The organism is Microcoleus sp. B4-C2 (assembly GCF_036705265.1).
Classification (GTDB): domain Bacteria; phylum Cyanobacteriota; class Cyanobacteriia; order Cyanobacteriales; family Microcoleaceae; genus Microcoleus.
The window spans coordinates 130,240-156,616 of the sequence record NZ_JAUBUB010000001.1 but is presented as its reverse complement, the minus strand read 5'-3'; the positions used below and the strand labels follow the sequence as shown (position 1 = coordinate 156,616).

Genomic DNA, 26,377 nt, shown 5'->3' with positions numbered 1-26,377 from the left:
AGTATATTGGCCAATCAGTCCTCTCTTATTATCATAACTAATCTTTACAGATAATCAAGAGGCAAAAGGAAAATTGCCGAATTATATCGGAGTAGAGAGTGTTAAATAAAGCTTAAGCTTACGGTTTACTGTTGACAATTGACCAATCGTAGGATTTTTTCTACGCTTTTGCCAACAATAATGTACGCCGGAGTCGATCGAGCGCCGTACAGCTACTCAAATTCCGAATCCACTCGCGGCCTCTGGCATCGCCAAAACGGTATTCAAAGCTTTCTGCGGATCCGTCGGGGCCGGCTAAACCGACATAAACCAGTCCGACAGGTTTAGCGTCGGTGCCGCCTCCGGGCCCGGCGATGCCTGTAATGCTCAATCCCCAATCGGTATTGAGGCTGGCGCGAACTCCCGCAGCCATTTGTTTTGCCACTTGGTGGCTGACTGCCCCAAATTCGGCTAAATCTTGCGGATTAACAGCTAATAATCCTTCCTTAACCCGATTGTCGTAAGAAATAATCCCGCCTAAAAAGTAGCTCGAACTGCCGGGAACACCCGTCAGCATCGCCCCCAATCCTCCTCCTGTGCAGGATTCAGCCACGCTAAGAGTTTGCCCCGCATCCAGCAACAATTGGCCCACAGTCGAAGCGAGGGTATCGCTATCAGCACCGTAACAGTCTAAGCCGGCAATTTGCCGCAATTGTTGTTCGATCGGCTCAATCAAGTTTTTCGCAGCCACTTTCTCGTTTGCGCGGGCCGAAATCCGCAGTTTGACTTCGCCGTGATTGGCGTAGGGAGCCACAGTAGGATTAGTTAAATTCAAAAAACTATCTACTTTTTCCGCCAATGCTGACTCAGCAATCCCCCAAAATTTTAATGTGCGGCTGTAAATAGTGGCGCTGCACCAGCCGTTATTTTGCAGGTAAGGAACGGCGGTTTCTTGCCACATCAAGTGCATTTCCGCCGGTACGCCGGGAAATGTCATTACTGTCACGTCAGAAACCGGTTGCCAAATAATGCCCGGTGCAGAACCGCTGCGGTTCGGCAGAATATCCGCAGTTTCTGGAATTAAAGCTTGCTTGCGATTGCTGGGACTCATGGTGCGTCCCCGCTGAGCATATTTGTATTCGATATCGGCGATAATTTCCGGCTTTTCTATTAAGGGAACCCCAAAAAAATCGGCGATGGTTTCCACTGTCAGGTCGTCTGGTGTGGGGCCGAGGCCTCCGGTGAAGAGCAAAAGCTGCGATCGACTGACGGCGATTTCTAACACTTGTTTGATACGTTCTGGATTGTCCCCCACCACTGTTTGATAGTAGTGAGGGATTCCCAGACTCGCTAATTCTTTGGCTAAAAACTGGGCATTGCTATTAAGAATATCGCCTAACAGCAATTCAGTGCCAACACAAATAATTTCAGCAACCATTATTCGATTTTAGATTTTAGATTTTGGATTTTGGATTGGGGAATTGGGCAAACAGGGCATTGGCAAAACAGGGAATTGGGAATTCGGCATTGGGCATTGGCCCGCGCAGGGCATTGGCCCGCGCAGGGCATTGGGAATTAGGCATTTGGCATTTGGCATTAGAAATTATTTTTCTTCCTTCTTCCTTCTTCCTTCTTCCTTCACCTAGCGTGTCTCCAAACTTTCCAGCTAGCATATCCCAGCAAACTTGTTGCACCCATAGCGTAAATTACGCCGCTCGGAAGCGAAAAAGCTAGGGCTAAACTTCCCACCCACAGTGTCAGTGAGTAAATAAATAAAACCGCAAATCGATGGGATAGTCCGGCTTGTAGAAGTCTGTGGTGGAGATGGCGCTTGTCAGCAATAAACGGTGACTTGCCGTTGCGAAGTCGATCGAGAATCACCGCCGACATATCTAAAATCGGTACAGCTAAAATTAAATAGGGCAGCAACACAGAAGTAACAGCCGTAGTTTTAACTAACCCAATTACTCCCACTCCAGCGAGAGTAAACCCGATAAAATAAGCCCCGCCATCTCCCATAAAGATTTGAGCCGGATTGAAGTTGTAGCGCAGAAATCCCAAGGTCCCGCCAGCCAAAGCCGCTGCAATGAGGGCCGCCGCCGGTTGCTGCATCGCCAAACTGACAATCAGCATCACAACTGCTGCAATCCCTGAAACTCCGGCTGCTAAACCGTCCAAACCGTCAATCCAGTTGATGGCATTCGCCATGCCGACGAGCCAAATCACGGTAATTGGCAAGCTCAGCCAGCCAATATTAGTCAGTCCCAAGGAGGGAACTGTCAGAAACTCAATTTGTACGCCCGCGTACCAAACGATGCTGGATACGCCAATTTGCATGAGCAAGCGTTTTAAGGCCGAGAGCGAAAATAGGTCGTCTGCTAAACCGATGAGGAAGAATCCGATGCCGCCGAGGGTGACTCCCCAAATTTCGTATTCGTCTTTGGGATTGAGAACTTGCCCGTTAGCATCAATGAAGCCTCCTGAGAGCCAGACAAATAAGAGGGCAGTGATAGTGCCGAGAAAGATGGACACTCCTCCCAAGCGCACCATAGGGCGCTTGTGGACTTTTCGCTCGCCTGGCCGATCGACTCGCCCGCTTTTGAGACCAATTTTTTTGACTATTGGCGTACTCCAGAGGACGATGATCGCAGAAACCAGAAAAGCGAGTATGTGGTACAGATACTGATACGGCATCTGAAATCAATTTTAAATAGTGCGGGGCAATTAGTCTGTCAGGCAGAGTCTACTACATTTCAGATGGCTTATAACAAGGAAACATCTTGAAGAGCGACTGGGGGTTTGGGAGTCGGAGATTTGCCCCAATGGCAGTTGCCCTGGGGCGAATTGTCAGGTTGTTCATTCATAACTCTCGAATTAACGATTTGAAATATCGACTTTTTCGCGAGCCAAAAAGTCGATATTTGGCGAGCGGGCCCAGTTGAACGGTATCTTTCGCAACCGACAAATACCGTTAGTCAAACCAGCCCCGCCCGACAAATATCTTTAGTAAAAACCGTATTGGCGATCGATATTTTTGGTGAAAACCGCTTGTCAATATCGCTACCGGCAACTCTCAATCTTTTCCTGCTCTTTATATCCGCCCCAAAGCGGTTACAAGCCCCCGATACAATCGATGGTCGATCCCAAAATTTAAGATGCTAGTTCAATCCCCCAGATTCAATGCGAGAAGAAATCTAAAATCTAAAATCTAAAATCTAAAATCGACTAACCCTTTTACCCGTACACTTCCAACTACCAATTTCCCATTGCCGATCAGGAAAATTAAGCTAATGCCGGCACTTTCAAGTACAAGTGGGGATATAACGGGAAGCGATCGCACAGTGCTGCTACTCGACGCAGGCAGTCTGCTGCGACGCTTTCATCATCTGGATTTAGCAGGCGATCGGCAATAATATTGCCAATCTCGGTAAATTCTGCTGTTCCCATTCCCCTGGTGGTCATCGCCGGCGAACCGAGTCTCAAACCGCTGGTGACAAAGGGCGATGCCGGATCGAAAGGCACGGTATTTTTATTAGCAGTAATATTCACACCGCTGACTAATTGATCCGCTAGCTTGCCTGTCATGTTTACCGAACGCAAATCAACTAGCATTAAGTGATTGTCCGTGCCGCCGGAAACAAGTTTTAAACCCCGCTGCTGCAACCGTTCCGCTAAAGCGCGCGCATTTTCAATTACTTGACCGGAATAAGTTTTAAATTCAGGCTTTAATGCTTCGCCGAAAGCTACTGCTTTGCCCGCAATGACGTGTTCTAAGGGCCCACCTTGAGTGCCGGGGAAAACTGCTTTGTCAAACTTTTTACCTAATTCCGGGTCATTGGTCATAATCAAGCCACCACGGGGGCCGCGCAGGGTTTTGTGAGTGGTGGTAGTGACTGCGTGACAGTGAGGGAGGGGGTTGGGGTGGTGTCCTGTGGCGACTAACCCGGCGATGTGGGCGATGTCGGCGAGCAGGTAGGCTCCAATTTCGTCGGCGATCGCTCTAAACTTCTCAAAGTCGATAATTCGCGAATATGCTGAATAGCCACAAATTAGCAATTTCGGTCGGTTTTCTTTGGCCAGTGCCAAAATTTCATCGTAGTCGAGCTGTTCTGTTTCTTGGCTGACGCCGTAGTGAAAAGCTTTGAACCATTTCCCGGATACGTTAACCGGCGAACCGTGGGTCAAGTGTCCGCCGTGGGACAAATCCATGCCCATAATTCCGTCGCCGGGTTCCAGCAAGCTCAAAAATACGGCAAAGTTGGCTTGAGCGCCGGAGTGGGGCTGGACGTTGGCGTGAGCGGCTCCAAATAGTTGTTTGGCGCGATCGATCGCGATTTGCTCGATGCCGTCAATAAATTCGCAGCCGCCGTAGTAGCGTTTCGCTGGCAGTCCTTCGGCGTATTTATTGGTCAGCACTGAGCCTTGAGCTGCCATTACCGCTGCGGAGGTAAAGTTTTCGCTGGCGATGAGTTCTAGGTGGTCTCGCTGCCGCTGGAGCTCTTGCCCGATTAAATCGGCAATGAGCGGATCGGTTTTGGAAAGGAATTCTAAGTTAGTGTCCGTCACAATAATCAACCTCTTGACAGTTTTGGGATTGGGAATTGGGGATCTTATACCGTACTACGGATTTCGCACCATTGACATAAATATTACGTTGTGTTCAGGTTAAGCGGTTTGTCCCCAACTCCTGACATACAATGAAATTACTGGTGTGAAACCTGTCGGAGGTATCAAATGTTAGTCATTTTAATGGAAAATCAGATGCTTGCTCCTCAGTGTGTTTGCCAAAGTTGTTTGCTGGCCGATCGCACTGGCCAACCGCGCTGGAGTGGTGGAGAGCTTCGCTGTGGACATCCAGTTGCTAAACCTACGGAAAATTTGCCCGATCGGTACGAGTGTCAAATGGGCTTCACGATCGCTAATATTAAATAAAAAAGCCTGCATCTGGTAGTTGGGGCTGCTCCCTGCTGAGTGAAAAGCAAGTTCCGGCAGAGTCGAAACACAAACCCTGCTGCTGCGTTATCCTGAGTTTAATGGAATTAATAGTTCACCGATCGACTCAGGAGAGTTCATTATGACTTGGCGCGGGTCTACAACTGTTACAGACCGGATTTTTGCTTCTTTGCCTTATTTGCTCCCGTTGGTTGACGGGCTGGCCTTTGGCAGGTTTCTGTTTACACAGTTTCCTGTGCTGCAACTGTTGTTGATACCGCTAGCTCCTTTGATGCAAATTTATAGTTTGCCCTTTGCTAGCTTGGTTATTTTCTTTGCTCTGTATTTAGGAGTAGTTAGAAACGAAAACATCAGTCACTTCATTCGTTTTAATGCGATGCAGGCGATTCTTTTAGACATTGTTTTGATGCTGTGTGGTCTGGTTTTGCCGATTTTTTCTAACGGCTTACAAGTCGCATTTATTGCGGAAACTCTGTATAACATGGTGTTTTTGGGCGCTTTGGCTGCATTTGTCTATGCAGTCGTTCAGTCGCTTTTGGGACGCTATGCAGAGATTCCTCCGCTTTCGGATGCTGTTTATATGCAGGTACGATAAATCAGTCATCAGTCATCAGTCATTGGTCATTGGTCATTAGTCGGGAGAAGGCGCGTGCGTGAAATGGTTAACTCTTTCCAGGGCGCAAATCATCGCTAAACACGGCCCTACAAGCTCCTAAAAGACATTGTTGTTTTTGCACTTACCTAATTAATAACTAATGACTGATGACTGATGACTAATGACTAACAACTACTGTATTTTCAAGACTGCCGATGCCTTCAATTTCGATGCGGACTCGATCGCCTATTTGTAGCGGCCCTACTCCTTGCGGCGTTCCTGTCAGTATCACATCACCGGGAACAAGGGTCATTATTTGACTGATGTAGGAGACGAGAAAGTCTGGCGAAAATACCATGCGATCGATCTGGGATGACTGTACCGGTCGCTCGCTCTCATTGACAAAAGTCTGCAATTGTGCAGCAGGACTCAGTTCGCGGACAATCCAAGGCCCCAAGGGACAAAAAGTATCGAACCCTTTGGCCCTCGCCCACTGGTTGTCCCGCTTTTGCAAATCTCTAGCTGTTACGTCATTGGCGATCGTATATCCCCAAATTTTGCTGTGTGCTTGTTCGGGAGTGCAGTTGGTACAATGTTCGCCAATTACCAGGGCCAATTCTCCCTCGTAGTCTACCCTTTCCGACTGCTGCGGATAGCGAATCGCTGCACCTGCAGGGATGACAGCACTCGGAGGCTTGAAAAACAACAAGGGTTCTTCCGGTACAGGGGTTCCCATCTCGGCGGCGTGATCGACATAATTTTTGCCTACGGCTACAATTTTTGAGGGAGAGCACGGGGCGAGAATTTGGTAAGTATCGGGTGAAAGTTCCAAATCGGTTGGTTGTCCTTTTAACCAGGGCGGTGCATCAAATACTTGAACGCTGTGGCTTAGTTGCAGTAAACCGTAATGGATGTGTCCTTGTGTTGTTTTAACTCGAACGTAGCGCTGGGCCATACTATTTTAGATTTTAGATTTTAGATTTTAGATTCTAGATTCTAGATTAAGAGGATATAGGCATAATTGCGGAAAATTAATTTGTTTATGCCCGTTTAAGATTTTTGCTGTGCAATTTTGCAACCGCTTTCTGTACAAATGCCGTGCAGCGGTTGATCCCAGGAGTCAATTGGTAGTTGGGCGACCAAGGCAAATTCAAAGATAATGCCGATCGTAACTTTTGATTCCCACTCAGCTAAACTGAGCATTCGATCGTAATAGCCGCCGCCGTAGCCCAAGCGATAGCCGCGAACATCGCAACCTACTGCGGGTACGAGCATTAAATCTACTTCTGAATGGTCTATTTTAGGAGCATCTGGCAGGGGTTCGAGTATGCCATAAGCTCCAGTATGTAAAGCATCTCCGGGCTGCCAGATGTGCCAGGATAGCTGTTTGCCGACACAGCGGGGAAATCCCCATTTTTTAGGGGTGGGAATGGCATTTGTGGGACAGGCATCTTGCCTGTCTCCAGAATTGAGCAGGCAAGATGCCTCCTCCACAGAAGATGTAAATAGGGGACTTAAATCTGGTTCTTGGCGACAACTGAAGTAGGCGAGGATTGTGGTTGCTTGGGTGAATAGGGGCGAGTTTTGCAGGTGATTGCAGAGGCTCGTGCTCTTTTGTCTCCATTCTTGTGCTGATAGGGATTTGCGGGTGTTGAGGAGCGATTTTCTTAATTCGGTTTTAGTTAATGCAGGTTGAGGAGTATTCATATTTGCGATCGAATTTCTCGTTTGACTTCCAGTCCGACAGGGGTTGAAAACCCCTGTCTCATAGCGAAAGTCCTCTAAAAGAGGACTACAATTAATTGCATTTTCATCACACTCTGTAGTCGGTTTTAACCGACTTTAGCTTTGAGGCAGGGGTTTAAACCCCTGCCGGACTGCCGGACTGTCAAAAAGTATCAACATTCGGTTTTAGTTAATGAAGGTTCAGCAGTATTCATATTTGCGATCGAATTTCTCGTTTGACTTGGAGTCCGACAGGGGTTGAAAACCCCTGTCTCATAGCGAAAGTCCTCTAAAAGAGGACTACAATTAATTGCGTTTTCATTACACTCTGTAGTCGGTTTTAACCGACTTTAGCTTTGAGGCAGGGGTTTCAACCCCTGCCGGACTGCCGGACTGCCGGACTGCCGGACTGCCGGACTGCCGGACTGCCGGACTTTCGGACTGTCGGAAAGTATCAACCAACTGGATTTGATATTACATATTGTCTCACCACAGGACAAACGCTGAATAGCGTTTCATTCTCCTGTTCTTCTATTTCAACTAACGATCGCCTCCCCAAAGATTGCAGCCCATTGAATAACTCGGAGGGCGATAACTCAGCATCTTGTAGCAATTGCTCTATTGAAACTGAATTTTCTTCGCGGCTGAGGAGGCAGATGAGCTTTTTCTCTAATTCTGACAAACGATTTATCTGCGGGTGCAATGTTGCTGCCAATTCTTCCCCTAAGAATAGCCTATCATATTTCAAAAATTCTGCAACCCTACCTCGGAATATTTCTTGAATGGTGGTGGCGACTATTTTTAACCACAATGGATTGCCTCGGTAGGTGTTAATTAGGTTTTCCCATGTTTCGGAATTGAGTAAACTTTTTTGCCGGAAAATTTCGGCTGCTGCTGCACCTATGCCTGTGAGTTGTAAGCTGCGAACTGGTGAATTTTCACCTTTTAAGGCGGTAATTTCTCTGGGTGGTTCCCAACTGTTGAGGATTAAACAACTGTTGTGGGTTGTTTCTCCGATTTGTCTGAAGAGGATGCTGTAATTTTCGCATTCGGGGCGGTAATTTCCTGATAATTGTCCGCTGCTGAGAATGGTTTGCACGTCGTCGAGGATAATGAGACAGCGGTTTTTTCGCAGAAATTCCATTAATAGGGAAAGTCGATCGGGAATGCTGGTAGGGAGTTCGATTTCGGGTTTATTTAAGAGAAATTCTAGAAGATTTTTTAGGGTACTTTCTAACGGTGGGGAGTGGCGGAGACTTCGCCAGATGACGTATTCAAATTTATGCTGAATTTTTTGGATGAGGTGGAGGGAAAGTGCGGTTTTGCCGATGCCGCTAAGTCCTGATATGGCTGCGAGGTTGCACTTTTCTTGGACGATCGATTTTTCCAGGGTGGCGAGTTCGGATGTGCGTGAAGCGAAGCTATCGCCATCAGGCGAATCGAACAATGATGAAATATGAGGTGCGTCTGCTAAGTCTAGTCGGGTTTGGGGTTGGGAGGTGTCTGAGGTGGGGGTTGAGGGCGATCGCTTTTGTGGAATTTCTGAAGCTTGCAAACTATTATCACAGACAGTTACATTACCAATCTGTAAAGAATTTTTTCCATAATTTGAAAAGTAGGCAAATTGCGACCTCTCCAATGCCGACCTAAAATTTAATTTATTGACATTTTCACCTAATACATCTGAGAGTAGTTGCCATAATTCCGATGCGACATTTCTGACATGCCCTTCTGTGCAGTGAGATTCTTCTGCAATTTTAGAGTATCTTTGACCTTTCCATACACCCAGCAGGATAGCTTTTTGCAGATCCTCCAAATGTTCTCCCGTCTTGGCGAAAACCATGTCATCGGCAAATCTCAAGACTTCTTGAACGTTCATTAGTCAGGTAGGCGTGAAAGTTTTGCCTATTTTATCATATTTTTTATGACATTTTCTGACAAAGATGACACAATCCGACGTTTTCTGACAGAGCGATCGTCTCAATTGCTGATAAAAATTGACATTTTCTGACTCCGATAAATTCATAATTAGAAGATAATTATAAAAAACAAATAACTTCCTGTGGATTAAACTAGCGGGTAGCAGAATGCTATGAACATTAATTTTAGACGCTATCGGGAACAGAAAGGTATCAGTCAAGAATCAGTTGCCAGCGGGCTCGGCATTTCTGTAGATCAGGTTAAAAATTATGAGCAGTTCCCTGCACAAGTTCCGATGGGAATGGCAGTAAAATGGCTGCAAATATTAGGTGTTGACATTGCAACTGCCATGTCAGAGGAAATACCTCCACTCCCAGGAATTGAACCAGGCAGTCCCTACGCTGAACTTTATCGCCGGCTAAATTTACTTAATCAGTATATCGATGAAAATTCTTTTTTACCTTGGCTAGAATTGCCAACGGAACTACGTATACCTAACGATCTGCAAGAACAAATTAACCAGTATTATCAAAAACCAAATGTTGTCTTGACGGGAGCATTTGACTCTGGTAAATCCTATCTTGCTAATACTCTTTTAGGCCAAAAAGTATTGCCAACAGGCTATCAGCCTGCAACAAGAGTCATTACCATTGTTTGTCATGTGGAAAGTCGCCCCGAATGGTTTGATGGAAACGTGGGAATTATTGATGAGAAATTTTGGCAAGATGAAAACTGCCAGCTAAATTTTGACTTCCTATATTTAGAGGATAGGGAGCGTTGTCAGAAGCATTTTTTGCAATTCGGCTCCTTTGACCTGCTAGAAAAATATGGCGTACACCAATATGATGACTCAGACGACAGCAATGACGGCGGACATACAGCTATAGTTTATGTAGATGCTCCTTTATTAAGAGCGTGTAACCTGATTGACCTTCCCGGTTACTCTGATAAACAAGATGAAGTATCAAAGGATGTTGAGAAAGCTAATAGTGCCACCAAGATTGCTAATGTCTTGCTTTATGCTTCTCCTGCCAAGGGTCACATTAATGGTCAAGATATGGTGCGACTTCGGAATTTGCTGCGTTTGTTGCCGGCCCCAGAGAATGAATGCAACGACTTTCCGACGCTAGGCAATTTCTTTATTGTGGCGACACACGCCGATCCGAGTATCCCTGACGATGAGCTTCCCAAAATTCTCAATAAAGCTTCAGCCAGACTGTATAAAGAACTTGATGAAACTGCTATAGAGTTTCGTCGGAAGCTAACAAAGCGGGATATTACCAAGGAAGATGTGCAAAAGCGTTTCTTCACTTTCTGGTCAGAAAAGCCGGATCGCTGTCAGCGTCTCTTTGATGATTTAACTCAACTCCTCTGCGAGACTCTTCCTAAACCAGTCATCTCTCGTATCGACCGCGAAATCAATGCGGTCAAAAAAGACAAAAAACAAGAATACGCTAACTCGATTGAGCAATATCAAACAACTGTTGCCAAAATAGAGGAGTATCGAAAGGAGCTTGACAAAGCCGAGAAAAATGAACCTGAACGTCAGCGAGAAATGCGGCAAAAACGCAGTCAAGTGAGCAAACAAATTAAGGAATTAGAGAAAGATACCCGCAAATCATTTCAGACCTATGCAGAAAAAAAGATCGATGTAGAGTTTATAGAACAAATGATTCGCCAGAGATACGACAAACAGAAAGAGGCTCAAGAATACGCTCCCGGTTATTTAGTCGATCTGCTGCAAAGTCATTTAGAAAATCGGATTAGTGTCAATTCTGAAAAACTCAAGGCTGAGATAGACGCTTTTCTAGAAAAATACCCAGTGCCTAAACTTCCCAACAAAGATGGAATAGTAGTATCTATTCCCTTCGATACAAAAGGAGCTTTTCTTGGTGGGATAGCAGGTTTAGGTACTTATGGTGCCTTAGCCGCTTGGGCAGCAGGCCTTGGCAATCTTGGCAGCTATATCTTAGTAGCGAAATTAGTCAGTCTTTTGTCAGCACTTGGTATTAGTATCGGTGGTGGCACGGCAACAGTAATTTCTTTCGTAGCTGCGATTGGTGGCCCAATAGTTCTAGGGATCGGTTTAGCTGCTGGACTGGCTTCTTTGGTGTGGAATTTTTTTGGGGAAGCTTGGCAGAAGCGGTTAGCAAAAGAAATTCACCAACAATTCAAAAAACAGGGTGTTGTTGATAAATTCTTAGGAGGAATCGACCAGTATTGGCAAGAGACAGCCACAGCCTTTGATAAAGGTGCCGACGCAGTTGAAGCAAAATGCAAACAGTATCTCAAGCATCTGCACGAAATTACTTCAACCGATACCCAGTCAAAAGAACGAATTGAACAGATTATCATAAATCTGGAGAAACTCAGGGTTTTTTTCGCCAACATTCCTTGGGATACCCAGGGAGAATGTTTGTAAAAAAAACCAGCGGTTCTCGTGGCAAACCACCCAAACCCAATAAAACGACGTATTGAACGGCTGGCGGGGTTGTCACCCCACCAGCTTTTTTGTCAGATTGTAAAAATTTGGCACTGTTACGACATTAAAAACTTCCCACGCCAATTCCCAAGAAATCATCATATCTTGAACACTAAACCTATTGCAAAAGTAATTTGAACCGGAGAACCTGCCCCTGATGCCGCTCGATTGGTATGATTTCTTAGTTCCCCTCTGCGACGACAAGAGGCAAGTGTAATAGCGGTTTTCACTGCCGACTATTGTCAGTGAATTTTAACCCAAATTTGTATAATTTATTAGTGCCAACAGGCGGACTGGTTTGTGTAGAATAGGTTGCAACCGCCGAATATTATAAATGAAGTTTCTCAACCGCCTTTAGTATTATTCCTAAAAAAACCCGGTTTCTTCAAGAAGCCGGGTTTTTCACACTTACGCGGCGTGTTGTCGATACCAATCAATCGTATTTTTCAACCCTTCCTTAAACTTCACCTCCGCAACAAAACCAAACTTTTCCTTAGCCCTTTGCGTATCCAAACAGCGGCGCGGCTGACCGTTCGGTTTGTCTGTTTCCCAAACAATTTCTCCCTCAAATCCCATCAATTCGCAAATCGTTTCCACTAAATCACGAATTTTAACTTCGCTATTCGTTCCCAAATTAACCGGGTCAGATTCACTGTAAGATTGAGCCGCCATCACAATTCCCCGCGCGGCATCTGTGGAATACAAAAACTCGCGGCTAGGGCTGCCGTCGCCCCAAACTGGCAGTGTTTTGTCTCCCCTTTCTTGGGCTTCGTAGACTTTGCGAATTAATGCGGGGATGACGTGGGAACTTTTTGGGTCAAAGTTATCTTCCGGGCCGTACAGATTTACTGGTAGCAAGTAGATACCGTTGAATCCGTATTGCTGGCGGTAGGATTGCAGTTGCACTAATAAGGCTTTTTTGGCAATTCCGTAAGGTGCGTTAGTCACCTCTGGATAGCCGTTCCACAGGTCATCTTCTTTGAAAGGAACTGGGGTCAAGTTGGGATAAGCGCAAATGGTGCCGACGCAGACAAATTTTTCGACTCCTGCTTCGTAGGCGGCGTGGATTAGTTGCGCGCCCATCATCAAATTGTCGTAAAATAATTCAGCGGGTTTGACTAGGTTTAAACCGATGCCGCCGACGTGGGCGGCGAGGTGAATGATGATATCTTGTTGGTCGGCGGCGCGCTTGCAGTTTTCCATAACGCGGAGGTCGCAGTCGCGCGATCGACTTACAGAAATTTTATCAGCATCGGCCCCTGCTTTCACTAGCTGGTCGATTACCTGACGGCCCAAGAAACCGGCGCCGCCCGTGACTAGAATGCGTTTGCTGCTTAAATCCAAGCTTGTCATAATTTTAGCCTCGGGATTTTGAATAAAGGTCGATCGACAATTTCAATTCTAAAATTGTTGCTTTAGCAAAAAAAGCTTTCAGCTACAGGATGAGGTTGCCCACAAATTTGTTTTAGCTGCACCCGATAGGGACAATTTGCGCCGTGCACACCCGAAAGTTAGATATACGGGTCGCGACTCCTCAACTATCATTTTAATGTTTTTTTTAGCCCGCACAGCCGAAAATTTGGCGAGCAATTAAGCTGGTTCTTTGAATGCCGATCGCACTAATAGCTGTAACCATCCTCTGATCAGTTGTAAAGTGTTTGCAGGGGCTATCCCCCGGTGCGCGCCTTTCGCCAAAGTGGTAGACACGGGGCCCTACCCCTACAAATTGTTCGCACTGAAGGCTTGATGTAGCAGCTTAATCAAATCCGTTGCCCGAACCTCGACCTTGCTCCTCTAAAGCTTTCATGTCAGCATCTACCATTAAATGCACTAACTCCTGAAAAGTTACAGAAGGTTCCCAATTTAATTGCTGGCGCGCCTTAGTCGAATCGCCAATCAACAGTTCGACTTCTGCCGGCCGCAAGTAGCGTTCGTCAAACTCCACATATTTTTGCCAATCTAAATTGACGTAAGTAAAAGCCAAATCGAGAAATTCCTTAATGGAATGGGTCTCGTTGGTAGCAATGACATAATCGTCAGGCTTGTCTTGTTGCAGCATCAGCCACATCGCCCGCACGTAGTCTTTAGCATAGCCCCAATCCCGCTTAGAATCGAGATTGCCCAAGTAAATCTTTTTCTGCTTGCCGGCGACTATTCTGGCCACGGCGCGAGTAATTTTGCGAGTTACAAAAGTTTCGCCACGGCGCGGAGATTCGTGATTGAACAAGATGCCGTTGCAGGCAAAAAGTCCGTAAGATTCGCGATAATTTATTGTTTGCCAGTGACCGTAAACTTTGGCGCAGGCGTAAGGACTTCTGGGATAAAAAGGAGTTGTTTCCTTCTGCGGAACTTCCTGTACCAAACCAAACATTTCCGAAGAACCTGCTTGATAAAACCGCACTTCTATGCCGGTGCGGTGCTGATAGTCCCGAATTGCTTCTAGCAGCCGCAATACTCCCATCCCTACTGTGTCAACCGTATATTCCGGCGAGTCAAAGCTGACTCGAACGTGAGATTGAGCGCCTAAGTTATAAATTTCTACCGGCTGAACTTCTTCCAATATCCGGCGGAGAGTGGTGCCGTCCGTCAAGTCGCCGTAGTGTAGAAACAGGCGCGCACCCTCGCTGTGAGGATCGACATAGATGTGGTCAATTCGATCGGTATTGAAACTAGAACTGCGCCGGATAATGCCGTGAACTTCATATCCTTTCTCTAACAGTAATTCGCTCAAGTAGGAGCCGTCTTGACCTGTAATACCTGTTATTAGCGCTCGCTTACGTTGCGTCATCTGATTTTCCTTTGACAGGCTGTGTTAATTTACAATAAATTTTTTGGCAGAGGCTGTTGCTCCCTGCCGGCCGTATTCTCAAACTGCTTTATAAAACTTACTCAAACTTAACTTTAGTTACCTAAAGCCCGTTGAAGTTTACTTCCTACGCTGTTGGGTAGTCGGCTATCCCAAGATAAGTAGGCTATCCCCCTTAAGCCAAAGGTTATAGAGTTAAGTTTAACACCTAAACCTAAAGTAGTCTATCTAGAATAACTGATATTTCTAGATGAATAAGAGGTAGGTTTATTTAAGTATTTGCCCCTTTAGTTAAGCTGACAATTCTGCGATCGGCATCCCGGAACTGTTTAGTTTTGACAAAGAGTTTGTCGCTGATTGTCAGTAGTCAGCATCAGTGGTCAGTAACAAATAAAACTAACTACCGATTGCTGACTGCGGACAAAAATTAGTATGCGCCGTTATTTTTGGGAAAAATCACAACTCCAATTGTTTTGAAAACAATCCACATATCCATCCAAAGGTTTTTGTCATTTGCGTAATAGAGGTCGATTTGGACTCGGCGGGGATAGGGAATGTCGTTGCGACCAGACACTTGCCACAAGCCTGTAATTCCAGGTCTTATGGTGAGAATTTGGTTGATGTGACGGCCGTATCTCGGCAGTTCTTCTTCAACTAAAGGTCTGGGCCCGACGACGCTCATATCTCCTTTTAAAACATTCCAAAACTGGGGAAACTCGTCTAAACTGGTCATTCGTAAAAATCTTCCAATCCAGGTAATTCGAGGGTCTTGTTTCAGCTTGAAATTGTCCTCAAACTCTTGACGCAAATGCGGAGAATTTTCCATGATTTCCAGCAATATATCGTCCGCATTTTCCACCATCGTTCTGAATTTAAGGCAATAAAACCTTTTACGGTTTTTGCCTACTCGTTCCTGTACGTAAAAAATAGGACCGGGCGAGCTTAAGGCGATTAAGAAAGCCAAAAGCAGGTAAACCGGAGCAAACAGGATCAGAACCGATAAGGAAAACAGGATGTCAAATAACCGCTTGAAAAGTTCTCCGTCGAGGCTCTGTAGAGAACGACTTATGCGTCTATCTCCTTGCAGGACAGACCCAAAACCGCGTCTTGCGATCGCTCGAATTACCTTGCCGGAGATTAGTTGGCTGTCGGCAGTCATCTTACTCCTTCACTTCACACCACACACAGTCCTGATCATAAAGCCTCAAGACGCTTTGTTCTCTCAATTATGTTGCCAATACTCAATTTTCTGCCTTCAGAAGGCTTCAAAAGGCAGAAGGAAGAAGGAAGATGGCTTCAAAAGGCAGAAGGAAGAAGGCACAAGGCACTGATGCAGAGGTCTTCTGAAGGCACTTATACAAAGGCAGAAGGAAGATTGTCCCGCTATGGGGTTCTGGCACTCTCAAGCCCCAGACTCGGTAAAATCACGGGATTGAAATTCCTGATAGCAGCCTTCCACAAAAGCTAGATAGCGCTGCCCAAAGACATCGGGGGCAAACTGTTGAGCGCGCAACCTGCCGATTTCTGGCTCAAATTTGCCTTGCAACTGCTCAAATTCCTCGACAGCTTCGACTAATGCTGCTGGGGTTTGGGAGGAAAAAAATAAACCAGTCCCAGTCTCTGGGTGTTGGCGAATGTCGAGCACTGTCTCCAAAGCGCCCCCTGCTGCATAGGAAATTACCGGTGTTCCGCAAGCTTGAGCCTCTACCAAAGCTATGCCAAAATCTTCGCAAGCTGCATAGACAAAGGCTTTCGCCTCTGCCATGTACTTTTCAACTATGGAGGCGGGCTGCCAGCCGAGCACTTGCACGTTGGGTTTGGCGAGAAGCCGAATCATTTCTAATTCTGGCCCGGTGCCGATGACAATTAGAGTATGCCCTAGTTGATTGAATGCTTGGACGATCGCACTTACGTTTTTGTAACTTACCAACCGACAAACGGTGACGTAAAAGTCTTGTTTTTGCCGCATCAACGAAAATCGCTCGATATTTACCGGCGGATAAATCACCTGGGCCCGCCGCCGGTAGCAGCGCCAAATTCGGCGCGCCGTGTGTTGAGAGTTAGCGATGAAATAATCAACGCGATTGGCGGAAATTACGTCCCACTGCCGCAGTCGATGCAACAAATATCGCGTCAGCAGCCCCTGGATACCCCGTCCGGCTTTGCTGCTACGCAAATAGTCAAAAGTTAAGTCCCAAGCGTAGCGCATGGGCGTGTGGCAGTAGCAGACGTGCATTTGCTGGGGACTGCTGAGGATGCCTTTGGCGACGGCATGGGATGAGGAGAGGATGATGTCGTATTCTCGCAGATCTAGTTGTTCGATCGCGATCGGCAGAAATGGCAAATATTTTTGGACGCCGCTGCGGGCATTGGGAAAGTGCTGCAAAAAAGTTGTGCCAATCTGTCGCCCGAAAAGATAGCTTTCGGGATTGGCTGATTCAAAGTCGATGAGGGCATAGATATCTGCCTCGTCTACGTGTTTGAGGATTTCCTGTACTACGAGTTCTGAACCGCCAGTAGCTAAGGGCGTCAACCATTCGTGAACTAGGGCGTATTTGAGTTTTTTCACTTGTATTTGTAGCCGATCGAACGATGTGTTAGCGCCATTTCTGTCAATATTAATCTTACTGAGGGCTCACTTACGCAATATCGGGCCATCAACCAGGTTTCTAGGTAGGTATCTTCAAACTGAGATGTTGCGCCATTCTCAATTACTTGTTTAGGAACAGGCAAGATGCCTGTTCCACAAGAAAATTCCCTCTTTGTGGAACAGGCATCTTGCCTGTTCTTGAGAATGGTGCTCTTCGGTGAGTCAAACCAAGGATTTTGGGAATAAACGGGGTTTTTGTCAAATCAGCCACAGCCAAACTGCACTCTCCGGCAGTGATTTCCCCGATTGTTGACAAGAAATACTATTAGGCAGAATATTGAAGGTGATTTGCTGGCGCCTAAATCTTCGGAACGGGCGATCGGCTCAATGTGGTGTGAGGAAAAAATGTCCAAATTTTTGTGGAAAGGACTTTTAGTTAGTCCCGCTGTATTGGCAGCAAGTTTAGTAGTATCTTCGACAGCGCTAGCAGCAGAGCAACCTGGAGAAATTGCAGCCACAGATCAAGCTCATCAATTGCAATTCGCAGGGGCTGCAATCGAGGTGGCAACGTCTGAGACGCCAAAGGCTGAGACAGTCGAACCAGCGTCACTAGCTAGCAACTTGACTGTTGAAACTATTGAGAAAGAAAGTGCGAACCTCTACGAGGGCTTCACTAACGATTTGAGTGCCCCAGTTGCCGAACAAGCAAAAGCACCGGAAAACGCAGTTGCAGCAGATTTAGGCGAAACCAAACCCGCAGTAGCGCCCGCAAATTTAAGTCCCGAACAACCAGTCGCGGAGCAAATCCCCGCAGTCGCGCCCGCAAACTTAAGCGAAACGCAATCCGCCGCTACACCGGCTAATTTAAGCGCCCAAGAGCAGATTTCCCAATCGACTGAGCCAAGTGCCCAACCTCAAGCACAGTCAAATGTTTTAGAACAAATCAACCAATACAGCGCCGAAGACAGTAGCAGCCAAGATGCGGCCGGCCAAGTAACCTCTGTTTCGCAACTTTCCGACGTTCGGCCAACCGATTGGGCATTCCAAGCTTTGCAATCCCTAGTAGAGCGCTACGGCTGTATAGCTGGCTATCCTGACGGCACTTTTCGCGGCAACCGGGCGATGACTCGCTACGAGTTTGCAGCAGGTTTAAATGCGTGTTTGGATAAAGTTAGCGAGCTGATTCAAGGCGGTTCCAGAAGTCTGGCGACGCGAGAAGATTTGGCTTCTGTGCAAAGGTTGCAAGAAGAATTTGCGGCGGAATTGGCAACTTTGCGCGGCCGCGTCGATGCTTTGGAAGCGCGCGCCTCTGAATTAGAAGCAAATCAGTTTTCAACTACGACTAAACTCAACGGCGAAGTGATATTTGGTTTGGCCGGTATCGCCAGGGGAGATGATGCCGAGGGTCGCGAAGCTGATAAAACCACGGCTTTTGGTAGCAGGGTTCGTATCAATTTCGACACGAGTTTCTCAGGAGAAGATTTGCTGAGAACTCGATTACAAGTTTTAAATTTGGGTGCGTTTTCTACGGAAAATACGAAAACTGCTGAAGGGGAATTGCGGTTTAATGTCGGGCCTTTTGGCGAGGCTAACAATATAGTAGCTTTAGATGCGCTGCTTTACCAATTCCCTCTAGGCAAAAGCACGACTGTAATTCTCGAAGCTAACGCCGGCGCTGCTGATGATTTTGTTAACACTGTCAACCCTTACTTTGACGGAGACGGCAGCTACGGCGCTCTTTCTAATTTCGGTACTCGCAACCCAATTTACTATTTGCTTGGTGGTTCTGGCATCGCTCTGCGGCATGAGTTTGGGGAAAAATTAGAGCTTAGTTTGGGGTATTTGGCCGGCGACCCTGCGAACCCCACGCGGGGTAACGGTTTGTTCAACGGTTCTTACGGCGGTTTGGCTCAGTTGACTTTCAAACCGAGCGACACAATGGCTTTAGGTTTAACTTACGTTAATTCCTACAACTTAATTACCAATACCGGCAGCAATGCTTCTAATTTTCCGCAGCGTCTCGGTTCCTTCGGGTTCGACAGCGATAGCAATGTGCCAGTTTCTAGCAATTCCTACGGCGCGCAAGCTTCGTGGCAGTTGAACCGGAGATTTGCAATTGGCGGTTGGGCTGGTTACACTAATCAGCGCATTTTATCCAACTTGGGTACTCCTACGGGTTCTGTGCAGCGGGGCGATCAAAAAATTTGGAACTGGGCAGTTACTTTGGCTTTTCCTGATTTGTTGAAAGAAGGAAATGTGGCGGGGATTATCGTAGGTATGGAGCCGCGGGTGACGAGTTCTACTAATCGGACTTTGCCGGAAGATAAGGATACTTCGCTGCACGTTGAAGGTTTTTATCAGTTTAAGTTGAGCGATAATATTTCTATCACTCCTGGTCTGATTTGGCTGACTGCTCCTGACCACAATAAGAATAATTCTGATTTGGTGATTGGGGTTGTCAGAACGACGTTTACTTTCTAGGAGCAGCCCACATCGATTTTAGATTTTAGATTTTAGATTTTAGATTGGCGGTTTTAATCTAAAATCTAAAATCGCCAATCTAAAATTGTCTGAGTTGGGGTTTAGGGTTTAAACAGAAACGACCAGCTTTTGCTAAAGCTGGTCTGCACAAATAGTTAAATCCGTTGTGTTCCCACAGTGTTGTTCTCACAGTGAGGAAACCCAAGTTGCACGTTTCTTTGCAAAGGGTTCTAACAGAAACATCATCTCTCTTAAGGGGTATTATAACAACAAAATTTAATTTTCTGTAATAAAACTTTACATTACAGGCGAATATAAATTCTGATATCGTTTCCGGTTGCATCGGAATGATTTAACCGCAGAGGGCGCAGAGAACGCAGAGGGAGAGAATACAGAGATGAATACAGGACGATGCTACCGGATTTGATATTAGGGGACGATCGCACTCCCGGTCACTTTGTATAATCAAAGCTGGCTTCAAAAATCCGGTTTCTGCGTAGGTTTATCGCTTCCAAACAGGTTATTTTGGGTAAAAACGAGGTTTCGATTGCCGATCGACCCTTCACACACTTTGTATAAATCAAGCCGGGGCTTGCTGCGGTCTACCCCAGACAATTCGCTCCTGCTTGTATACAACCATACCCGGTTTAGCACCTTTCGGCTTGTATACATATTTCGGTTCTGTATAAACTACGGGGACTTGTTCGCTGTGGCGCGCGCGACTGTAGTAAGCAGTCATGTCGGCTGCAAATTGCAAATCGGTTTCTTCAGCCACAGTACCGGGTGTGAGACGCAGCAAGGCGTGGCTTCCGGGAATCTCTAGGGTGTGGAACCATAAGTCGTAGTCGTTGGCGGTGCGAAAAGTGAGTTGGTCGTTTTGGCGGTTGTTGCGCCCGATTAATAATTCAAAGCCGCTGGGGGTTTGGTAGCGGTGAAATTCGATCGCAGCATTTTTGTCCGTACTGCGGTAATCTGGTACGTCTAGATATTTTTGCTGGATTAGTTCTTCGCGGATTTCGGCGAGGGTTTGCAAATCTTGGGTGTTGCGGTAGGTTTCCAATACCGAAAGTGCGGCTTCAACTTGTTCTAAATAGTCGATTTCTTCCTGTACGGCGGCTAACAATGGTTCTACTGCAATGCGGGCTCTTTTAAGTTTTTGGTGTTTTTTGTAGAGGGCTTGAGCGTTTTGAACGGCGTTTTTTTCCGGGTTTAGGGAAATGATAACTGGTTTTTCGGTTTCAAAGTCGGGGAGAGAAATTGATTTCATTCCCGGTTCCCAATGCTGCAAATTTGCCATCAGCAAATCGGCTTGGGATTTGTGGGTGTCGGCGTCTGCTGATTGCTGTAAACGTTCTTTAAATGTGTTGGCTTTTAGGCGCAGTTTGGCTAGGACGTTGTTGAGTTTTTGGGTAAGCTGATGCCGCAGTTGCGCGAATACTTCTTGATTGATTTCGCCTGTGTAGTAGCTGTTAAGTAATTCTTGAACCGAAGAAGAATCAGAGGGCGGGCACGGGGGCACCGCCCCTACATTGTGATTTTCTGGTGTCGGCCAATCGATGACGGTGTAGCCTTCGGGGGTAAAACTTGGGTGAAATTTGGAGTTTTCTAGGCATTGCAGCCAGTATAGCCAGCGTTGGAATAGTTGCTGCCAGTCGTCGGGATTGAGGCTGTCGGTGGATTGTTCGGGGTCTAAAGAAGCCGATCGAATCATTGACAAAACTAAAGCCTTACTCATCCCTCGGTAATTCTTCAACAGATTGCCCTTTAATTGCCCAGGAACCAGGCTAATTCGTGATTGCCAGCGGTTTTGAGATTCGCTCAAACTCGGCACTGCATCGGTCAAAGACGGGGGCATTTCGTAGGGTTGCCCGGTTTGGATGGGACGGACGGTGGACTGTTTGGCGCTAACTTGGTGGGCGCAGGTGACAACGAGGTTATCTTGGGCGGTGAGGATGACGTTGCTGTATTTGCCCATGATTTCGGCGTACAGGTGCCAGAGGGCAGGTTCTCCGGGGCGTTTGGCGAATTGCAAGTCGATGACTCTTTCCCAGGAGGAAACAGGGGCGATGGAAACTAAGGCTAAACCGCTGAGTTGATGCCGCAGTTGTTCGCTGAAGGTGAAGGTATCGGGAATGCGGGGCGGGGGGTCGCCGACGCAGATGCGGGCGGCCACAGGATGCCAGGAAAGGTCAATCCAGCCACGCCCTTTCATGGTGCGGAGGGCTAGGGACACGGTAAATCGATCGCGCTGGTAGACTTGTTCTAAGCGCGCTGGCAGCCATTGGGCTCGCAGTTCGCTGCAAGCTGCGGTTAAAGTTGTAAAGTCTACGGGTTGCACGGTGGCCTCTTTGCGATCGAACTATCTATTTATATGCTGACAGATATCGGTCACATTTTACTAACTAATATCAAATTATTGTTTACTCTTGGGTTCGCATCCTTCGCTAGGAAAGCCCTTCAATAATCCCGTTAACAAATAACAAATAACAAATAACTAATAGACATCTCCTAAAAAGCAGGTTTTGAACAGGCATCCTGCCTGTTCCACAATAATTATGGGAGATATCTAATAACAACTAACTAATAACTTCCCGAATCAATTGCAAATGTTTGTCCAAAGGTGCGATCGTATTGGCGGCGATCGCGCCGCTAGCAGCAACAGCGGGCAAACCTATTCCCGGAAACGTCGAATCTCCGCAGCAAAACAGCCCCGCTAAAGGTGTTGTCGGGCCGGGAAACAAGCCGCTACCCGCCCGAATTCCGGGCCCGTAGGAACCGCGATGGCGGCGCAAAAACCGTTCGTGGGTTAGAGGTGTCCCAACTAAGGTGACTTCGCAGCGCGATCGAATATTGGGGATAATTCTCTCTAAGGCTTCCCACATTACCTCGGCGCGCGCTTGTTTTTGCAGTTTGTACTCTTCGCTGGTTCGATCGAGCTTTTGCCACAAATCGTAAGGCTCGTTTCCGGGGGTATATGCGTGAATGACGTGCTTTCCCGGAGGCGCGAGGTCGGGGTCGAGCAGGGAGGGAATCGAGACGAGAACGACGTTCTGAGGGGGGGAAACGCCCATTTCCCAGTCTTTGACGAAGATGTAGTGACAAGCCAAGTCCGATCGCACTCCGGCAGCATCAATTCCCAGATGCAGGTGCATGAAGCTGTCGCACTCCGGCGTCGCCTGCCGCTGTTGCCGAAACCTTTGCGGGACTGAGGTTTCAGGCAACAGTTTCAGGGTATCCCACACGGAAGCGTTGGAGACGACGGCTTTGTGCGATCGAATAATTTTGCCCGATCGCAGCCGCACGCCCGCAGCCCGGTTGTTTTCGACCAAAACTTCTGCAACGTGGGAATTTAGCAGCAACTGCCCTCCGTGGCGCTCTAAACCGCGTACCAGGGCATTTACCAAAGCTGCACTACCGCCGATCGGATAGTCCAAAACTGCATTGGGGCGATACCAGTCGGCGAACATGAAAGCGACTTCGGCTGCGATCGTTCCGTCGGCGGGAAGTCCAGACAGCAGGAAACACAACAAATTCAGCCAATTTCGGACAAAGGGATCTTTGACATTTTTGTCCATTATTTTGCTGAAAGGGCCTGCAAGTGCGATCGCGTCGCCAGCACTTTGCAGGAAAGCCGGCGCAAATTTGCCGAGGGTAAAAACAGCGCCCAAATCGAAGCGCAAAGCCAGGGAGGGCAAGGCTATCGCAGCTTTGGCGTAGGGTTCCATGATGCGCTGGAGTTGCCGCCATTCGGCGACTGCTTCCGCGCCCCGCAGTTGTGCGAGCACTTCGCCAAATTGACTCGCACCGACGGAGGTGTCGAAATCGCCTTCTGGCAAACAGCAACCCCAGGTATCGTAGGTGATGCAGGGGAGTTTTTCGCCGATCGCATCCAAAACTTGCCGCAGCGGATTGGCAGACGGGCTGTAGGATAATCCTGAGTACAGGGAGGGCCCGGAGTCGAAGCTAAATCCGTCGCGTTCAAAACCGTGTGCGGCCCCGCCCGCGATCGAATGGCTTTCGCAAACCACAACCTCAAAGCCATAGCGGGCAAGCATTGCAGCGCAAGTCAAGCCGCCTATTCCGCTGCCGATGACGATGATTTCTGTGTCTGTGGGGGCGATCGCAACCATGTTTTTCTCCGCTACTTCAGCTAATATTATCAATGTCTTGCAGTTTTAGGACTTAGGCATTTAACAGATGCGATCGTCCCTAGCCCTCCTTAACACAAGGGGGAAGAAGCAAGCAGTTGACTGTAGGCTCGATCCCCCCTAGCCCCCCTTAATAAGGGGGGAACAAGAAGCAGTCAAAGTTCTTGTTAAAAAGGGCAGGCTTATAAGCATTCAAAGTCCCCCTTATTAAGGGGGATTTAGGGGGATCTAGACTCAGCTACCACCCTTAAAATACAAATCTGTATATTATTAAATGGAAAATCTATCTATTCTAGAACAAGCTGCCCAATCTGATTCTAAACCATCTTCCAACGCCGTAGTCGCCGCCCTTCTCGAAGCTGAGAAAAACGCGAAAAAAAATAAAATTCGCTATTCTTTCGAGCAATTAATCGGCAATTGGCGCTTGTGCTTTATCACCGGCACGAAAAAGACTCGACAAAAAGCGGGAATTGTGTTGGGCGCGGGACGTTACATCCCTCAGTGGATTGCGAAAATTCAAATTGCTTATTCGGCCCAAGCTGTTGCTGAAGGGGAAGAGAATAGCGAAATCGGCAGGGTGGAGAATTCGGTGCAAGTTGGGGCGATCGTACTAACTCTTTCCGGGCCGACTAAGTTTTTGGTTAATAAAAATATTTTAGCTTTTGATTTTACCAGAATTACGGTGAAATTGTTGGGTAAAACTGTGTATCAAGGGTTTATTCGCGGTGGTGAAGCGCGGGAGGCGGAATTTTTTAGTTTGAGTGTGGGGAAGCAGGCATTTTTTGCATATTTTCTGGTAGAAGATGGGATAATTGCGGCTAGGGGAAGGGGCGGCGGATTGGCTTTGTGGGGGCTTGTAGGGGCGGGTTCACCAACAATTTATAATTCCCACAAACAATCTACATAAACCCGCCCCACCCAACGACAGAATGCGATCGCGTGCAATTCAACGAATATTATAAGGTGCGTCGCTATGAAATTGTCCATTTTTCATTTGGGATTTTTAATAGCGACACACCCTACAGCTACTATCAACTGTCAACTATCAATTGTCAACTTCTATAACTACCGCGCATCCCCAATTAAAATAAACGGCGACCAATAAAACGGATGCCGCTCAATTTGACTCAACTTAGCTTGCCGCAAAGCATCATTTTTACTCATCCCTTTATTGATATTTTGATAAAATTCAACCATCAAATCTTTAGTAGCGGAATCATCAACACTCCACAAACTCGCCATCACAGCTTGCGCGCCGGCACGCTCAAATATATAGGCCATTCCCGATATTTCTTCACCGTTGGAATTCGCTTGTATGGCAGTTTCACAAGCACTTAAAGTGATGAGTCTGGTGTTTCGCAATCCTAATAACGCGGCATCGCGAATATTGAACTGACTGTCAGCAAACAGCAATGTATTTTCCTCCATGCCCAAATTTTGACAGCCTCCCGGTTGGAAACAGCCGTGAGTTGCGAGGTGTAAAAAGGGAAAGCGGGGCGCTTGAGTTTTGAATCGATCGAGGGTGGCGTCATTGCCGATATAAGCTGAACTTCCTGACAATAATTGAGCGATATTTCTGACTTCTGCTTCGGAACCGGGTAGATTTTGGGGTGGACGAGGGACGGGATTTCCTAATGCTAAGACTCCACCTTTTGAAGTTGAATCGGGAATTGTTCTGGTGGAAATGCGGGTGAGATAGTTGACGGGATATTTCTGGATGAGGAATTCATTTGTTTGTTTGTCATACAGGGTTTCAAAGGGGATGTAGCGTAGTTTTTCCGTGGCGATGATGCTCAATTGTTTGGGGGAAATAGCTTTAATTTGGTCTTCGATCGGACGAATCAGGATTTCGTAAAGTTTGCTGCCTGTTACGGTGAAGTTTGTTTCGCCAATATCTTGCACTTCTTTGCGGTATTGAGTGAGGAGATTGTCGAATTCTTCGGGAGCGATCGGAACTTTTTTAACACTTAAACTGTCTTTTGTCAAGACAAATAGGGCGACGGTATTGGGGACACCTGAGATATTTGTCAGCAAGACGGGTTGAATGACAGCGGTATCTGGCGCGATATTTGCTTTCAGTTGGGCGATGTCTTTGGGTGTGGTTTCAAATAGTTCGGCGACTTCTGGGAAACTGCGGGAAATTTGTTCTGCTTGGCGGTTGACTTCTGTTTCTAATTCTCGCATTTGTCGGGAGAGATTTTCGGAGAAATTGTCTTCGAGTTGGCGGCGAAGCGTTTGGAGTTGTTGATTTTTTTGATTCCACTCGTCAATGGCTTTTTGTGCTTGGAGGTTGGCTACTTTGGCGTCAATTAAGCGGGTGTAGTCGGCGAGATCGGCGGTGGTGGCGATGTTCACCCATTGAAAAGCGCGATCGGGTTGGTTTTGATCGATGAGGATGTCAACAAGTGCAACGGCGCTTCCTCTTTCACCTTCTAAAAACTTTTGGCGGTTTTCTCGCTGTAAACCCTTTCGTATTTTTAAGGTAATTTGGACAGATTGCTGAAAATTTTCGATCGCTTGAGTTGGTTGCATCGTATCTTGATAAACTGCACCAATATTACTCAAAATAGTAGCTTCCATCATCCGATCGCCCACTTCCCGTTTAATTAGTAAAGCTTGGTTATAGTATTTTAATGCTTCTTCTGGTTGTCCAATACTGTGGTACACTCCACCAATATTATTCAATGTAGTAGCTTCC

The 26,377-nt window shown here is 46.9% G+C and carries 19 protein-coding genes; 5 read left to right on the top strand and 14 right to left on the bottom strand.

Annotated features, from left to right (window positions below):
* Window positions 1–160: 160 nt before the first annotated feature.
* The 3 genes from QUB20_RS00630 to glyA form a co-directional block, all read right to left on the bottom strand.
* Window positions 161–1,417 carry a competence/damage-inducible protein A gene (locus tag QUB20_RS00630; protein WP_333242235.1) on the bottom strand — a complete coding sequence of 419 codons (1,257 nt, stop codon included), beginning with the start codon at window positions 1,415–1,417 and terminating at the stop codon, window positions 161–163.
* 200 nt (window positions 1,418–1,617) lie between these two features.
* Complete coding sequence (locus QUB20_RS00625) at window positions 1,618–2,673, bottom strand: MraY family glycosyltransferase (protein WP_333242232.1); 1,056 nt, start codon at window positions 2,671–2,673, stop codon at window positions 1,618–1,620.
* Between the two features lie 588 nt (window positions 2,674–3,261).
* Window positions 3,262–4,545 (bottom strand): serine hydroxymethyltransferase, encoded by a 1,284-nt coding sequence (glyA, locus tag QUB20_RS00620; protein WP_333098404.1) that lies wholly within the window; start codon window positions 4,543–4,545, stop codon window positions 3,262–3,264.
* A 168-nt stretch (window positions 4,546–4,713) separates the two neighbouring features.
* Here glyA and QUB20_RS00615 point away from each other — a divergent pair, with 168 nt between their 5' ends.
* The gene (locus QUB20_RS00615; RefSeq protein ID WP_190739976.1) at window positions 4,714–4,911 is read left to right on the top strand and encodes a hypothetical protein; all 198 of its coding nucleotides are present in this window, start codon (window positions 4,714–4,716) and stop codon (window positions 4,909–4,911) included.
* Between the two features lie 142 nt (window positions 4,912–5,053).
* The gene (locus QUB20_RS00610; protein WP_333242228.1) at window positions 5,054–5,527 is read left to right on the top strand and encodes a Tic20 family protein; all 474 of its coding nucleotides are present in this window, start codon (window positions 5,054–5,056) and stop codon (window positions 5,525–5,527) included.
* Between the two features lie 178 nt (window positions 5,528–5,705).
* Here QUB20_RS00610 and QUB20_RS00605 read toward each other — a convergent pair whose 3' ends face one another.
* From QUB20_RS00605 to QUB20_RS00595, 3 genes are all read right to left on the bottom strand, one after another.
* On the bottom strand, window positions 5,706–6,482 hold the full coding sequence (locus tag QUB20_RS00605) for a fumarylacetoacetate hydrolase family protein (protein ID WP_333242224.1): 777 nt from the start codon (window positions 6,480–6,482) through the stop codon (window positions 5,706–5,708).
* Between the two features lie 95 nt (window positions 6,483–6,577).
* The gene (locus QUB20_RS00600; protein WP_333242221.1) at window positions 6,578–7,234 is read right to left on the bottom strand and encodes a 5-formyltetrahydrofolate cyclo-ligase; all 657 of its coding nucleotides are present in this window, start codon (window positions 7,232–7,234) and stop codon (window positions 6,578–6,580) included.
* A 472-nt stretch (window positions 7,235–7,706) separates the two neighbouring features.
* Window positions 7,707–9,131, bottom strand: coding sequence for an NB-ARC domain-containing protein (locus QUB20_RS00595; protein ID WP_333242218.1), 1,425 nt, complete (start codon window positions 9,129–9,131; stop codon window positions 7,707–7,709).
* Between the two features lie 213 nt (window positions 9,132–9,344).
* Between QUB20_RS00595 and QUB20_RS00590 the strand changes: the two genes are divergently transcribed.
* Window positions 9,345–11,594, top strand: coding sequence for a dynamin family protein (locus QUB20_RS00590; RefSeq protein WP_333242215.1), 2,250 nt, complete (start codon window positions 9,345–9,347; stop codon window positions 11,592–11,594).
* Window positions 11,595–12,062: 468 nt separating this feature from the next.
* On the opposite strand, the gene QUB20_RS00585 is transcribed toward QUB20_RS00590, so the two are convergent.
* The 5 genes from QUB20_RS00585 to QUB20_RS00565 form a co-directional block, all read right to left on the bottom strand.
* On the bottom strand, window positions 12,063–13,007 hold the full coding sequence (locus QUB20_RS00585) for a GDP-L-fucose synthase (RefSeq protein WP_333242212.1): 945 nt from the start codon (window positions 13,005–13,007) through the stop codon (window positions 12,063–12,065).
* 403 nt (window positions 13,008–13,410) lie between these two features.
* Complete coding sequence (gmd, locus tag QUB20_RS00580) at window positions 13,411–14,442, bottom strand: GDP-mannose 4,6-dehydratase (RefSeq protein WP_333054667.1); 1,032 nt, start codon at window positions 14,440–14,442, stop codon at window positions 13,411–13,413.
* 445 nt (window positions 14,443–14,887) lie between these two features.
* Entirely contained in the window at window positions 14,888–15,619 is a 732-nt protein-coding gene (locus QUB20_RS00575; protein WP_333242209.1) for a sugar transferase, read from the bottom strand.
* 243 nt (window positions 15,620–15,862) lie between these two features.
* Entirely contained in the window at window positions 15,863–17,029 is a 1,167-nt protein-coding gene (locus QUB20_RS00570; protein ID WP_333242206.1) for a glycosyltransferase, read from the bottom strand.
* The gene (locus QUB20_RS00565; RefSeq protein ID WP_333291080.1) at window positions 17,026–17,193 is read right to left on the bottom strand and encodes a hypothetical protein; all 168 of its coding nucleotides are present in this window, start codon (window positions 17,191–17,193) and stop codon (window positions 17,026–17,028) included. The genes QUB20_RS00570 and QUB20_RS00565 overlap by 4 nt, the downstream gene beginning before the upstream one ends.
* 262 nt (window positions 17,194–17,455) lie before the next feature.
* Here QUB20_RS00565 and QUB20_RS00560 point away from each other — a divergent pair, with 262 nt between their 5' ends.
* The gene (locus QUB20_RS00560; protein ID WP_445299361.1) at window positions 17,456–19,531 is read left to right on the top strand and encodes an iron uptake porin; all 2,076 of its coding nucleotides are present in this window, start codon (window positions 17,456–17,458) and stop codon (window positions 19,529–19,531) included.
* 580 nt (window positions 19,532–20,111) lie between these two features.
* Here the strand turns inward: QUB20_RS00560 and QUB20_RS00555 are convergent.
* Both QUB20_RS00555 and QUB20_RS00550 read right to left on the bottom strand, forming a co-directional pair.
* On the bottom strand, window positions 20,112–21,869 hold the full coding sequence (locus QUB20_RS00555; RefSeq protein ID WP_333242200.1) for an NFACT RNA binding domain-containing protein: 1,758 nt from the start codon (window positions 21,867–21,869) through the stop codon (window positions 20,112–20,114).
* A 238-nt stretch (window positions 21,870–22,107) separates the two neighbouring features.
* Window positions 22,108–23,661 (bottom strand): NAD(P)/FAD-dependent oxidoreductase, encoded by a 1,554-nt coding sequence (locus tag QUB20_RS00550; protein WP_333242419.1) that lies wholly within the window; start codon window positions 23,659–23,661, stop codon window positions 22,108–22,110.
* 292 nt (window positions 23,662–23,953) lie between these two features.
* On the opposite strand from QUB20_RS00550, the gene QUB20_RS00545 reads away from it, so the two are divergent.
* Entirely contained in the window at window positions 23,954–24,586 is a 633-nt protein-coding gene (locus QUB20_RS00545; protein ID WP_333242197.1) for a hypothetical protein, read from the top strand.
* A 158-nt stretch (window positions 24,587–24,744) separates the two neighbouring features.
* Here QUB20_RS00545 and QUB20_RS00540 read toward each other — a convergent pair.
* On the bottom strand, window positions 24,745–26,377 hold a 1,633-nt coding region (locus tag QUB20_RS00540; protein WP_333242194.1), incomplete at its 5' end, for a CHAT domain-containing protein.